This window comes from Marinobacter sp. Arc7-DN-1 (genome assembly GCF_003441595.1).
Lineage (GTDB): Bacteria > Pseudomonadota > Gammaproteobacteria > Pseudomonadales > Oleiphilaceae > Marinobacter > Marinobacter metalliresistant.
The window spans coordinates 1,344,638-1,358,624 of the sequence record NZ_CP031848.1; the positions used below are offsets into that span (position 1 = coordinate 1,344,638).

At 59.2% G+C, this 13,987-nt stretch carries 11 protein-coding genes; 10 read left to right on the plus strand and 1 reads right to left on the minus strand.

Features of this window, described 5'->3' with window-relative positions; genetic code table 11:
• The first annotated feature begins 97 nt into the window (after positions 1-97).
• The 7 genes from D0851_RS06230 (at position 98) to D0851_RS06260 (ending at position 9,764) form a co-directional block, all read left to right on the plus strand.
• Entirely contained in the window at positions 98-964 is an 867-nt protein-coding gene (locus D0851_RS06230) for an SDR family oxidoreductase (RefSeq protein ID WP_117617853.1), read from the plus strand.
• A 10-nt stretch (positions 965-974) separates the two neighbouring features.
• A complete protein-coding gene (locus D0851_RS06235; RefSeq protein WP_117617854.1) occupies positions 975-2,591 on the plus strand; it encodes an acyl-CoA carboxylase subunit beta in 1,617 nt (538 codons plus the stop codon).
• A gap of 188 nt (positions 2,592-2,779) precedes the next feature.
• A complete protein-coding gene (gene atuD / locus D0851_RS06240; protein WP_117617855.1) occupies positions 2,780-3,940 on the plus strand; it encodes a citronellyl-CoA dehydrogenase in 1,161 nt (386 codons plus the stop codon).
• 157 nt (positions 3,941-4,097) lie between these two features.
• Positions 4,098-4,919: an enoyl-CoA hydratase/isomerase family protein gene (locus tag D0851_RS06245; RefSeq protein ID WP_117617856.1), complete on the plus strand. Its 822-nt coding sequence runs from the start codon at positions 4,098-4,100 to the stop codon at positions 4,917-4,919.
• A 152-nt stretch (positions 4,920-5,071) separates the two neighbouring features.
• Positions 5,072-7,042 carry an acetyl/propionyl/methylcrotonyl-CoA carboxylase subunit alpha gene (locus tag D0851_RS06250; protein ID WP_117617857.1) on the plus strand — a complete coding sequence of 657 codons (1,971 nt, stop codon included), beginning with the start codon at positions 5,072-5,074 and terminating at the stop codon, positions 7,040-7,042.
• On the plus strand, positions 7,039-7,866 hold the full coding sequence (locus tag D0851_RS06255) for an SDR family oxidoreductase (protein WP_117617858.1): 828 nt from the start codon (positions 7,039-7,041) through the stop codon (positions 7,864-7,866). The genes D0851_RS06250 and D0851_RS06255 overlap by 4 nt, the downstream gene beginning before the upstream one ends.
• A gap of 68 nt (positions 7,867-7,934) precedes the next feature.
• Positions 7,935-9,764 carry a long-chain-acyl-CoA synthetase gene (locus D0851_RS06260; protein ID WP_117617859.1) on the plus strand — a complete coding sequence of 610 codons (1,830 nt, stop codon included), beginning with the start codon at positions 7,935-7,937 and terminating at the stop codon, positions 9,762-9,764.
• A 220-nt stretch (positions 9,765-9,984) separates the two neighbouring features.
• On the opposite strand, the gene D0851_RS06265 is transcribed toward D0851_RS06260, so the two are convergent.
• Entirely contained in the window at positions 9,985-10,965 is a 981-nt protein-coding gene (locus tag D0851_RS06265) for an NADPH:quinone oxidoreductase family protein (protein ID WP_117617860.1), read from the minus strand.
• A gap of 365 nt (positions 10,966-11,330) precedes the next feature.
• Between D0851_RS06265 and D0851_RS06270 the strand changes: the two genes are divergently transcribed.
• The 3 genes from D0851_RS06270 to D0851_RS06280 all read left to right on the plus strand — a co-directional run bounded on the left by D0851_RS06270 (position 11,331) and on the right by D0851_RS06280 (position 13,974).
• A complete protein-coding gene (locus D0851_RS06270) occupies positions 11,331-11,948 on the plus strand; it encodes a trimeric intracellular cation channel family protein (protein WP_117617861.1) in 618 nt (205 codons plus the stop codon).
• 154 nt (positions 11,949-12,102) lie between these two features.
• Positions 12,103-13,401, plus strand: a complete 1,299-nt coding sequence (locus tag D0851_RS06275; protein ID WP_117617862.1) for an NCS2 family permease — start codon at positions 12,103-12,105, stop codon at positions 13,399-13,401.
• Positions 13,402-13,431: 30 nt separating this feature from the next.
• Positions 13,432-13,974 (plus strand): adenine phosphoribosyltransferase, encoded by a 543-nt coding sequence (locus D0851_RS06280; RefSeq protein WP_117617863.1) that lies wholly within the window; start codon positions 13,432-13,434, stop codon positions 13,972-13,974.
• Positions 13,975-13,987: the final 13 nt, after the last annotated feature.

A 13,987-nucleotide genomic window follows, 5' to 3' on the forward strand; every position in this document is an offset into this window, starting at 1 on the left:
ACGTCCATGTACGCTTGAGCGCAGCTTCCCTGCTGCGCACAGTCCCGGAAAGCCCTCCCTGCCTCAGCGCCCGAACATCGATAAGGGTCTTCCACGTATGAGCTATCAATCAGTTTTTCATCCAGACTTGTTCAAGGACCAGGTGTTTATCGTCACTGGCGGCGGCTCCGGCATTGGTCGGTGTACCGCCCATGAACTCGCCGCGCTGGGCGCGAGGGTTGCCCTGGTGGGCCGTAAGGCTGAAAAAGTGGAGTCTGTTAAAGCGGAGATCACGGAAGACGGCGGCATGGCTTCCGCCCATGTCTGTGATATCCGGGAGGAAGAGTCGGTTAAAGCAACCGTGAAGGCGATTATTGCCGAACATGGCGGCCTGAACGGCCTGGTCAACAATGCCGGCGGGCAGTTTCAGGCGCCGCTGACCGGGATCAACCAGAAAGGCTGGGAAACAGTGGTGCGTACCAATCTCACCGGCGGTTTCCTGATGGCTCGGGAAGCCTACACCCAGGCGCTTTCCAAAACCGGGGGCGCGATCGTCAATATTGTTGCCGATATGTGGGGCGGTATGCCGGGCATGGGCCATTCCGGCGCGGCCCGGGCGGGGATGGTGAATTTCACCCAGACAGCGGCGGTTGAATGGGCGGCCTCGGGGGTTCGGGTGAATGCCGTCGCACCGGGCTGGATTGCCTCCAGCGGCATGGACAATTATCCCGAACACATGAGGCAGTGGATCCGCAGCCTTGATGACAATGTGCCCATTAAGAGACTGGGTACCGAGTCTGAAGTCAGCTCCGCCATCTGTTTCCTGCTCAGCCCCGGTGCGGCGTTTATCAGTGGCGATTGCCTGCGAATCGACGGCGCTGCATCCCAGGGTGGCCGGGTCTGGCCGCTGCCGAAAGCCAGGAACAATCAGCCGTACAACGGCTTTCACCGCGCCATTACCCCGAAAGTGCTGGGCGACGACTGAGGAGCCGATCATGCAGGTACTTGAGTCCACCGTAAGTTCCCGGTCTGACGACTTCCGCGCCAACGCGGAAGCCATGGAAGCCCACATCGCGGCTTTTCGGGAAGTGGAACAGAAGGTTCTGGACCTGGCAGAAGCCGCCCGGGAAAAGTTCACCAAACGGGGCAAGCTGCTGCCCCGGGACCGCATCAACCGTTTGCTGGACCGTGGCACGCCCTTTCTGGAACTCTGCTCCCTGGCCGGCTACAAGATGCATGATGACAAGGACGGCAGCATGGCCGGCGGCGGAATCATCGCCGGTATTGGCTGTGTCAGCGGTGTCCGGTGTCTGGTGGTAGCCAGCAACAGCGCCATCAAGGGCGGCACGATTACCCCGGCCGGTCTGGACAAAACACTGCGGCTGCAACAGATCGCCATGGAGAACAAACTCCCGGTGGTGTCCCTGTCCGAAAGCGGCGGCGCCAACCTGAACTATGCCACCGACATCTTCGTGCTCGGCGCCCGGGGCTTTGCCAACCAGGCCCGTATGTCCGCCGCTGGCATTCCTCAGGTAACCGTGGTCCACGGCAACGCCACGGCAGGCGGCGCCTATCAGCCGGGCCTTTCCGACTATGTCATCGCGGTGCGCAAGCAAGCCAAGATGTTCCTTGCCGGCCCTCCTCTTCTCAAAGCCGCCACCGGCGAAGTCGCCACCGACGAGGAACTGGGCGGCGCAGAAATGCACGCGCAGGTGGCCGGCACCGCCGAATACCTGGCGGAGGACGACGCCGACGGCATTCGCCAGGCCAGAAACATCCTCGAAGCCCTGCCCTGGAACGAGCAGTTGCCTCCCGAAAGGGAACTGGCCTGGGACGAACCGCTCTACCCGGCCGACGAGCTGCTGGGCATTATTCCGGCGGATTCCAAAAAGCCCTACGACGTTCGCGAAATTCTGGCCCGCATCGCCGACGGTTCGAAGTTCATGGATTTCAAAAATGAATTCGACGACCAGACGGTTTGCGGCACCATCCGGATTGAAGGCCACTCAGTTGGCATTATCGGCAACAACGGCCCGATCACCCCGGCAGGTTCCGCCAAGGCCGCCCAGTTCATACAGCTCTGCGACCAGGCCGGCACACCATTGCTTTTCCTGCACAACACCACGGGTTTCATGGTGGGCACCCACTCGGAGCAGAACGGCATCATCAAGCACGGCTCGAAAATGATCCAGGCCGTAGCCAATTGCCGGGTACCCAAGGTCGCAATCGTGATCGGCGGTTCCTATGGTGCAGGTAACTACGCCATGTGCGGGCGCGGCCTGGACCCGAGGTTTATCTTCGCCTGGCCCAACAGCCGCACCGCGGTCATGGGCCCGGCCCAGGCGGGCAAGGTGATGCGCATTGTGGCTGAAGACAAGCAGCGCCGGGGCGGCATGGAGCCGGATCCGAAGACGCTGGATTTTCTGGAGCAGGCGACCGCCAGGAAACTGGAGGAAGGTTCGACCGCGTTGTTTGGCACGGCGCGGTTGTGGGATGACGGGCTGATTGATCCGCGGGATACCCGGCGGGTTCTGGCGATGGTGTTCTCGGTTTGCCGGGAAGCCGAGGCTCGGCAGTTGCGGCCCAATACCTTTGGGGTGGCCCGCCTGTAGGCATTCGAGCTTTGGGGCAGGAACCGGTTTCAGAAAATGTAGAGGGCCAAGGATGGCCCGAAACAAGCGCACATGGACGTGCTTGTAGCGGTTTTCTGAAACCGGTCCCGCACACACGCCGACCAAGTTAAAGAACGTGCACCAACACAAAGAAGGCACGAACTTCCTATAACCAGGAGAACAAGAACGTGAAATTCACAGCTGAACACGAAGCCCTTCGAAAAACCGTCCGCGATTTCGTCGAGAAGGAGATTAATCCCCATTGCGACGAATGGGAGGCGGCCGGGGAGTTCCCGATTCATGAGCTGTTCAAGAAACTCGGCAACCTCGGGCTTCTGGGCATCCAGAAGCCGGAAGAGTACGGCGGTATGGGGCTGGATTACAGCTACAACCTGGTCGCGGCAGAAGAACTCGGCATGGCCCATTGCGGGGGTGTGCCGCTGGCCATCGGGGTTCAGACCGATATGTGTACGCCGGCCATTTCCCGGTTCGGTTCCGATGAACTGAAACGCAGCTTCCTGGCCCCGGCCATTGCCGGCGATATGGTGGGGTGTATCGGCGTCAGCGAGGTTGGCGCGGGCTCTGATGTGGCGGGGATGAAAACCACCGCGAAGAAAGACGGTGACGACTACATCATCAACGGCTCCAAGATGTGGATCACCAACAGCCCCAAGTCTGACTTTATCTGCCTGCTGGCCAACACATCCGACGACAAGCCCCACAAGAACAAATCCCTGATCGTAGTGCCTACTAAAACACCCGGGATATCCTTCAGCCCGCACCTGAACAAACTGGGCATGCGCTCCTCGGAAACCGCCCAGATTTTCTTTGACGACGTGCGCGTGCCCCGGCGTTACCGCATTGGCGCGGAAGGTACCGGGTTCATGATGCAGATGCTGCAGTTCCAGGAGGAACGCCTGTGGGGCGCCGCTAACGTGATCAAGGCTCTCGAGAACTGCATCACCAAGACCATCGAGTACTGCCGCGAGCGCAAGACCTTTGGCCAGCCGCTGATCGACAACCAGGTCATCCACTTCCGCCTGGCTGAACTGCAAACCGAAGTCGAAGCCCTGCGCGCCCTGACCTACCAGGCCTGTGAACTCCACGTTGAAGGCAAGGATGTGACCCGCCTCGCCTCCATGGCCAAGCTCAAGGCCGGGCGCCTGGGGCGTGAGGTAACGGACAGCTGCCTGCAGTACTGGGGCGGTAACGGCTACATGTGGGACAACCCGGTTTCCCGCGCGCATCGGGATGTGCGGTTGGTGTCCATTGGTGGTGGTGCCGACGAAATCATGCTCGGGATTATTTGCAAACTTATGGGGACCCTGCCAGGCAAACGGAAAGACTGATTTCGGGCCTTGGTGGAAGGCTTATCAGGCCGGGTCAGGCTTCCGGGACACGCCGTGAATACGTCCCTGTAGGCTTGATCGCAGCATCCATGCTGCTCACAGTCCCGGAAGCCTGACCCGGCCTGACAAGCCCCAGACATTTGTCATGGAGTCATTTATGGATCAGCTACCACATTGCGAAACACTGCTTTTAGAGAAACAGGGCCCTACCCTGTTTATCACCATCAACCGCCCGGACGTTCGCAACGCCATGAGCCTGCAGATGGTGGCCGAACTGTCCACGGTGTTTTCCCAGATCGAAACCGACCTGCACATCCGCGCCGTCGTGATCCGGGGTGCCGGTGGTCATTTCTGTGCCGGTGGCGATATCAAGGACATGGCCGGGGCACGAGGCCAGAAAGCCGCTGAAGGCGAGGCCGACCCGTTCTATCGTCTGAACAGGGCGTTCGGCCAGATGATCCAGCAGGTAAACGAATCCTCGAAAGTAGTCATCGCGGTTACCGAAGGCGCGGTCATGGGCGGTGGGTTCGGCCTGGCCTGCGTATCAGACGTCGCCATCGCAGGGCCGTCGGCAAAATTCGGCATGCCCGAAACCTCCCTCGGCGTTATTCCCGCCCAGATCGCCCCGTTTGTGGTAGAACGAATTGGCCTTACCCAGGCCCGGCGGCTGGCTTTACTGGGTTTGAGAATCGGCGCGAACGAAGCTTGCAGTCTCGGAATCGTCCATCAGGCAGCAACCTCGGACGACGGACTGGAGGAGATGCTAGCCAACGCCCTTGATCGCGTTCGACACTGCGCGCCAGTTGCCACCGCTGAAACCAAGGCTTTGCTGCATCGGGTTGGGCATGAGCCGATGAGCGGTTTGCTCGATAGCGCAGCGGAAAAGTTTGCCGAAGCCATTCGGGGAAGCGAAGGAACCGAGGGCACCTTGGCCTTCATGCAAAAGCGCCCTCCTGCCTGGGCAGGCGAATCCGAATGATGCGGAGCGAGGTAGGGAGCTCTCTGGCTTCCAGAAAATGTAGAGGGCCATGGATGGCCCGAAACAAGCGCACATGGATGTGCTCGTAGCGGTTTTCTGGAAACCAGAGAGCTCCCGGCCTTGCGGCGTACTCCATAAGGGAAAACAAGAACATGCTAAAGAAACTGTTAATAGCCAACCGGGGCGAAATCGCAGTTCGGGTAATCCGTACAGCCAAAGCCCTGGGTTACCGCACCGTGGCGGTCTACTCCGAGGCCGACGCCAAAGCTCTGCACGTGGAACTGGCCGACGAAGCCGTCTGCATTGGCCCGGCGCAGGTATCCGCCTCCTACCTGAACAGCGGCGCCATCCTCGATGCCGCCCGCAAAACCGGTGCTGACTGCATCCACCCGGGTTACGGCTTCCTGTCTGAGAATGCCGCCTTCGCCACTGCCTGCAAAGACGCCGGCCTGGTATTCGTTGGCCCGCCAGCGGCCGCCATCGAACTGATGGGGAGCAAACGCCGATCCAAAATTGCCATGCAGGAAGCCGGCGTTCCCGTGGTTCCCGGTTACGAAGGCAACAACGCCAGCGACGACGAACTCATCGCGGCGGCCAAGGATATCGGTTACCCGCTGATGATCAAAGCCTCCGCCGGCGGCGGTGGCCGCGGCATGCGCCTCATCGAGAGTGAATCCGAACTGGCCGGGAACATAAAACGGGCACGTTCCGAATCAAAACAAGCCTTTGGCGACGACGAACTGATTCTCGAGAAAGCCGTTATCGAACCCCGCCACGTGGAAATCCAGGTGTTCGCTGATCGGAACGGCAACGCCGTTTACCTCGGCGAGCGGGACTGCTCCGTTCAGCGGCGGCACCAGAAAGTGGTTGAGGAAGCCCCCTCCCCTTTCGTGACACCCGAACTTCGCAAAGCCATGGGCGAAGCCGCCGTCAAAGCCGCCCTGGCCTGCAATTACGAAGGCGCCGGCACCGTCGAGTTCCTGGTGGACAAGAACCGGAATTTCTATTTCCTGGAAATGAACACCCGCCTGCAGGTCGAACACCCGGTCACCGAGCTCATCACCGGTCAGGATCTGGTCACCTGGCAGCTTACCGTCGCAGAGGGACTGCCCCTCCCTCTGGCCCAGGAAGAAATCAGCCTGAACGGCCATGCCATCGAGGTACGGCTTTACGCAGAGGATCCTGCCCATGGCTTCACGCCCCAGACCGGCCGCCTGTATGCATTTGAACCGGCCGAGGGCGAAGGCCTTCGGTTCGACACTGGCGTACGCTCCGGGGACGCCATCACGCCCCACTACGACCCGATGCTGGCAAAGGTGATCGCCTGGGGTCAGAACCGTGATGAAGCCCGACGACGCCTGATCCGGGCGCTGGAGGACACCAGGGTATTTGGCGTCACCACCAACCGCTATTTCCTCAGCCGGATCATCGCCAACGAGACGTTCGGCGCAGGCGAAGCCACCACGGCCTTCCTGCAGCAGGCGTTCAGCAACGATCCGTCGCTACAGCCCCAGACCCCCGATATTCGCCAGCTGGCCCTGGCCGCCTGCGTGCTCGACCAGGGTAAGTCAGGCCAGGCCGCCTGGAGCAATGCCCCGGCCACCATGACCCCGATCAAGCTGGAAACCGGCGGCACCATCGTTGAGTTACTGGTCACCCGCAGCGGCAACCGGGTGTCTTTCAGCCTGGGCGAGACCCGGCATACCCTGATGCTTGAAAGCCAGCGTGATGGCCTTTTATGCATTATCGACAACGGCGTTCGTCAGACTTGCCAATATCACCGCCAGGGCGATTCCCTATATTTGCAGGCGTTCGGGCAGTCCTGGTCGGTGCGGGACATTACCCACCAGCCGGCAGCGGGCGCAAATGGTGCCGGCAGCGGTCGTATTCAGGCAACGATGGACGGCGCTATCATCGATGTGCTGGTGGAAGTTGGCCGCAGGGTTCGCCAGGGCGATACGCTGGTGATTCTGGAAGCCATGAAAATGGAACACCCGGTGAAAGCAGACCGCGATGGCGTGGTCGGCCAGGTGCACGCCAGCAAGGGTGACCAGGTAAAACGGAGCCAGTTACTGGTTGAAATCACCGCAGACGAAACCACCGAACAGGAGAACAACCCATGAACACTTTACATGACCGGACCGTTTTTATTACCGGCGCCAGCCGCGGCATTGGCCGGGCCATTGCCCTCGCCTGTGCCCGACAGGGAGCCAATGTGGTGATTGCCGCGAAGTCGGACACACCACACCCGAAGCTCCCCGGCACCATTCACAGTGTGGCAGAGGAAGTACGCGAGGCCGGTGGCCAGGCATTGCCCCTGGTTCTGGATGTGAGGGATGAGAAGCAGATTCGCCAGCGTATTGATGAAGCCGGCGGGCATTTCGGGGGCATCGACGCCCTGATCAATAACGCCGGCGCAATCCGGCTGACTGGGGTGGAAAATCTCAAGGTCAGCCGTTACGACCTGATGCATCAGGTCAACGCCCGGGCGGTGATGGCATGCAGCCAGGCAGCCTTGCCCTGGCTGAAGCAGTCAGACCGGGCCCATATCCTGAGCCTGTCGCCGCCCCTGAACCTGAACACCCGGTGGTTTGCCCAGTACGGCCCCTACACTACGACAAAATACGCCATGACCATGCTGAGCCTGGGCATGGCCGAAGAATTCCGGCGCTACGGCATTGCCGTTAACACCCTGTGGCCGAAAACCCTGATAGCCACAGCGGCCATCGAGTTTGAAGTGGGCGGGCCGCAAATGATGGCCCAGGGCCGCAAGCCGGACATCATGGCCGATGCCGCTGTCAGCATTTTAAGCCGCTCGGCCGATACCATGACCGGCCAGAATCTGATCGACGAAGACCTGCTCAGGAAGGACGGCATTAACGATTTCGAACATTACCGGTACGCACCGGGCGACAAGCCGCTGTTGCCGGACCTGTTCCTGGATTAGTGTCCCGGGGCATAGGTTGTTTCGGGGCTCGACGTTAGTACGATAATAAACAGACAACTGGACAGACCATGAGCCAGGACAACGTATCCGCACTGGACATAGCCCGCAGCCTGCCAGGCGTTATCCGGCGCCTGCCGGCCATTACCCGGGGTCTGTATTACTATGCCCTGAAAAACGAGAGCCGGGCGCTGACCCTTGGCACCCTCATCGAAACCAATGCCAATCGTGTCGGCAACCGGCCAGCCATCCTGTTTGAGGACCGCGCCATCACCTGGCGCGAGTTCAATGGTTGGGCCAACCGTATCGCCCGCTACCTGCAGGACCAGGGGCTCAGAAAAGGCGATGCAATTGCAGTGTTTCTGGAAAACCGCCCGGAGCTTCTTGCCGTCGTAGCCGGCGCCGCCAAACTCGGCGTGGCCTGTGCCATGCTCAACACGTCCCAGAAAGGCAAGGTACTCGAGCACAGCATCAACCTGATTGAACCGAAGATGGTTGTTGTCGGGGAAGAACTGATCGAGGCCTTTGACGGGATAAAGACAGGGCTCAGAACCGACCATCCCCAGCCATTCCAGTTTCTGGCGGATACCAACACCCTGAACGCCTTTGGCGATGCCCCGGACGGCTATACCAACATGGCCGAGCAGGTGAGCACCTTCAACAGCGACAGCCCGGTTCTGAGCGATCCGCCGAGAATGGGCGACACCGCCATCTACCTGTTCACCTCTGGCACCACCGGCCTGCCCAAGGCAGCCCCGGGCTCCCACCGAAAATTCATCAAGGCTTATGGCGGGTTTGGCCTGATGTCTCTCGCCATGGAGCCGGAGGATGTACTCTACTGCACCCTGCCCCTCTACCATGGCACCGCACTGCTGGTGTGCTGGGGCTCCGTGCTGGCTGGCGGCTCCGCCATTGCCCTGCGCCGCAAGTTTTCCGCCAGCGCCTTCTGGGACGATGTCCGACGCTACAAAGCCACCACTTTTGGTTACGTCGGTGAACTCTGCCGCTACCTCCTCAACCAGCCGCCCGGAGAGCAGGATCGTAACCACAACCTGACCAAGATGATTGGCAACGGCCTGCGCCCATCCATCTGGAAAGAATTCAAGGAGCGCTTCGGCATCGAGACCGTGGCGGAACTCTACGCCTCCAGCGAGGGCAACATCGGCTTCAGCAACTTCTTCAACATGAACAACACCGTCGGCTTCTCCACCGCTCCCTACAAACTGGTGAAATTCCACGACGGCACGCGGGACCCGGTTCGCAACGGAAAGGGCTTCATGCAGGAAGTCGCCAAAGGTGAACCCGGCCTGCTAATTGGCGAAATCACCAAGACATGGTCCTTCGAGGGCTACACCCAGACAGAGGCCACGGAAAAGTCCATCCTGCGCAACGCCTTCAGAAAAGGCGACGCCTGGTTCAATACCGGGGATGTCCTGAAAGAAATCGGCTGTGGCCATCTGCAGTTCGTCGACCGTATGGGGGATACCTTCCGCTGGAAAGGCGAGAATGTCTCCACCACGGAGGTGGAGAACATCATCGACGGTTCCGGACTGGTCGAGGAAGCCATCGTCTACGGCGTCAAAATCCCCGGCACCAACGGCAAAGCCGGCATGGTGACCCTGGTCCCGCAAAACAACGGCAGCCCGTTAGACGTCAACAGACTGTTCACCTACCTCCGGGACAACCTGCCAGCCTATGCCATTCCGGTGTTTGTGCGTGTGACCCACGCCATCGAGAAAACGGGGACATTCAAGTACCGGAAAGTGGATATCCAGAAAGCTGGTTACTCACTTGGCGATTCCGGTGAGGAAGTTTATGCCTGGTTGCCTCGTACTGACGGGTATACCTTGCTTACGCCGGAGTTGGTTGGTGACATTGACGGTGGCAAGGTGAGCTTTTGATATTGGCCTGCTTGTTTTGGCCCTGGCCTCAGGAGTCGGTGCAGGGCTGTGCCGGGCGGATATATCTCCATTGCTGGACGTTGGCGGTTGGAGCCCCCTCCCAAAAATGTGCGGAGCCATGGATGGCGGAGCCCAAGCGCACATGGATGTGCTTGTAGCGTTTTTTGGGAGGGGCTCCAACCGTCAACCTCCCCCCCCAGCCATCAGGCTACGTTATAACTCAAGAGCCGACTTTCAGCACAACCTTCCCGGTAGCCCGCCGTTCGGTCAACGCCCCCAGAGCCTTGGCGAAGTCCTCGAACTCAAAGACTTCGCTGATTTTCGGATCAATTTTGCCTTCGCCGTAGAGCTTCATCAGCTCCATCATGTTCTGGGCACTGGCCTCAGGCTCGCGCTGGGTAAAGCTGCCCCAGAACACGCCGACCACAGAACAGCCTTTCAGCAGGGTGAGATTCGCCGGAATCTTCGGAATATCACCGGCGGCAAAGCCGATTATGAGGTGGCGGCCGTTCCAGGCCATAGCCCGCAGGGCCTGTTCGGTGAAGTCACCGCCAACGGGATCGTAGATCACATCCACGCCTTTGCTCTTCGTGAGCTTCTTGACAGCGTCTTTCAGAGGCTCTTCGGTGTAGTTAATCAGTTCATCAGCACCGGCGGCTTTTGCGACGGCGAGTTTCTCGGCGGAGCTGGCGGCGGCGATGACTTTCGCACCCATGGCTTTGCCCAGTTCCACCGTCGCCAGACCGACACCACCGCTGGCGCCGAGTACCAGAAGCGTCTCGCCAGGCTGGAGGTTTGCCCGCTGCTTGAGTGCGTAATAGGAGGTGGCGTAGACCATTGTGAAAGCGGCGGCCTTTTCATCAGACATGCCTTCGGGAATTGGCAGCAGGTTCTGCTCGGGAACTACAACTTCTTCGGCAAAAGCACCGTAACCGGTCAGGCCAGCTACCCGATCACCCACGTTGAAACGGGTAACTTTCTCACCAACGCCGATAACCTCACCGGACATCTCGCCGCCCGGTGAAAACGGCATGTTGGGTTTAAGCTGGTACTTGCCCTCAATAATCAGGGTATCCGGGAAGTTCAGGCCCGCAGCTTTAACGCGCACCTTCACACCGTGACCTTTAACATCCGGGCTGGGCACGTCTTCGATGACGAGCTTTTCGGCCGGGCCGTATTCCTTGCAGAGGATGGCTTTCATGGGCTCTCCGTTGGTATTTGATCGGGTTTCAGGCCGGGGTTTGCCTGCTACTTGATACCCGTCAAGCTAAACACAGTCTAACCATGAAGCAAATAAAGTTCTCTTATTGAACCCCATAAGCCCTGCTTATTTCCTTCCACTTACCGGCCAGACGCATCAGGGACATAACGGCTCCGTACAGCAGGACGTACAGCAGAACAAAGGTAAGTTGGATACAAGATACCTCTGCGTCATGGATCACAGTCCGTCAGATTGCCCATTTTGCCAACCAACCCCTGAAGATGAACCAAAAGGCGTTTTCCGCTATCCTTCGCGCTCGGAAATTCGCCGCCAGGCCACTCCTTGTTCACTATTCAGGGCCCGCCATGCTCGACGTCATCTACGTGCTTGAAATGATTGGAATCATCGCGTTTGCCATTTCCGGCATGATCATGGCGCGTTCCAAGAATATGGACCCTGTCGGCGTGTTTACCATCGGATTCATTACGGCCCTCGGCGGCGGCACCCTCCGGGACATGATCATGGACAACCACCCGGTTTACTGGATCAAGCACCAGGAACAGCCCATTCTGATTCTGGGTATGGCGATTGTGTTCAGTTACTGGAATCGGGCCGAGCGGATTCGCGAGTCCAGAATCGTATTCCCTGACGCCATCGGCCTCGGTGTCTTTTCCATACTGGGCGCTCAACTGGCTCTCGATATGGGGCACTCCTGGTTTATCGCCTCGCTTCTCGGGGTGATGACCGGCACCTTTGGTGGCGCACTTCGGGACACTCTGTGTAACGAGGTACCCTACATATTCCGCAAGGACCAGATCTACGCATCCATTTCCTTCGCCGGGTGCTGGCTGTATTTCGTGTGCCAGTGGTTCCTTGAGAACGAAACCCTGTCCCTGACCATTGGGCTGCTGTTTATCACACTCGTGCGCATGCTTGCGGTGCGGTTTGATATCCGGCTGCAGCGGGACCCTCACGGAAACTGACCGCACTTTTCGGATGTGACAAACTGTCAATCATCCCTTGGCCCTGGGCCAACCAGCCGGTAAGATTGCCGTTTTTTTTCATGCACTCCACGTTTTCCATTCAGATCAGCCCCCAAACACTAACTTTCAGCATCCTGCGAGGCAGACACCCGTCATGCTTGAACGACTGTTCCAACTCCAGGCCCACGGCACCACTGTTCGTAAAGAAGTGGTCGCGGGCATAACCACCTTCCTGACCATGGCCTACATCATCGTGGTCAACCCCAGCATCCTTTCTTCCGCCGGCATGGATTTCGGGGCCATCTTTGTTGCCACGTGTCTGGCTGCCGTAATTGGCACCCTGATCATGGGTCTGTGGGCCAACTACCCGATTGCGCTGGCGCCCGGCATGGGGCTGAACGCCTTTTTCTCCTTCACCGTAGTTGGCAGCATGGGCTACAGCTGGCAGGTGGCGCTGGGGGCAGTATTCCTGTCCGGCTTCCTGTTCTTCCTGCTGAGCATTTTCAAGATCCGGGAATGGATCATTAACAGTATTCCCATGTCCCTGCGTTTCGGCATTTCGGCGGGTATTGGTTTCTTCCTGGCCCTGATCGCCCTGAAGAACGCCGGCATTGTGGTCGACCACCCGGCAACGCTGGTCGGTCTCGGTGAAGTCAAGGTGGCAGAGAGTCTGTTGTTCTTTGGCGGCTTTGTGCTGATCTGTGCACTGTCGTTCCGACAGGTAACCGGTGCGGTGATGATCGGCATTGTTGCGGTCACCGGCGTTGCGATGGCACTGGGCATGGTGGAATACAAAGGCCTCGTATCAGCACCTCCGGGTCTGGCCCCTACCTTTATGCAACTGGACGTGGCCGGTGCCCTGAACGTGGGTATGATCAGCGTGGTCTTTGCGTTCCTTTTCGTTGATCTGTTTGACACCTCCGGAACGCTCATCGGTGCTGCCCAGCGTGGCGGACTACTGGACAAGGACGACAAGCTCCCTCGGCTTGGCCGCGCGCTGATGTCGGATTCCGTCGCCACCATGTCCGGTGCCGCGCTTGGCACCTCGACCACCACCAGTTACATTGAATCCACAGCCGGTATTTCCGCCGGCGGCCGTACCGGCCTGACTGCAGTGGTAGTAGCGACGCTGTTCCTGGCCAGTCTTCTGCTGTCACCGATTGCCAGTATTATCCCGGCCTACGCCACGGCACCAGCACTGCTTTATGTGGCCGTTCTGATGGCCAGCGGTCTCAAGCTGATCGACTGGGACGACGTTACCGATGCCGCTCCCGCGGTGGTCACCGCGCTGATGATGCCGCTGACCTTTTCTATCGCCAACGGCATTGCCCTGGGCTTTATCACCTACGCCCTTCTGAAGGCACTGAGTGGCCGCTGGTCTGACCTGAATCCCAGTGTTGCTATTATTGCCGTTGTCTTTATCCTGAAATTCATTTTCCTGGACGTGGCATAGCCCGCGGCCGGAACAACTACCGGATCTGTTATGGATTATTTCTCAGAGAGCATCAAAACAGCTATTCGCACCGTACCGGACTGGCCGAAGCCCGGTGTCGCCTTCCGCGACATCACCACGGTACTTCAGGACAAGACCGCCTTCCGGAAGCTGATTGATGCCTTTGTACATCGCTACCACGGCCACAGGATTGACGCTGTCGCCGCCGTTGATGCCCGTGGCTTTATCATTGGCTCGGCACTGGCCTATGAGCTGAACGCCTCTCTGGTACTGGTTCGCAAGAAGGGCAAGTTGCCATTCGACACCCTGGTTGAAGACTACGAGCTGGAGTACGGCACGGCCTCCGTCGAGCTGCATAAGGATGCGTTCAAGTCCGGTGACAAAGTCGTACTGGTGGATGACCTGATTGCCACGGGCGGCACCATGCTGGCGGCAAGCCGCCTGATCCGGCGGATCGGTGCGGAGATTGTGGAAGTCGCCGCCATGATTGATCTGCCCGACCTCGGAGGCTCACGGAAGCTGCAGGATGAGGGGCTTCAGGTTTATACTGTGTGCTCTTTTGAAGGGGAATAACCAACAGCAAACA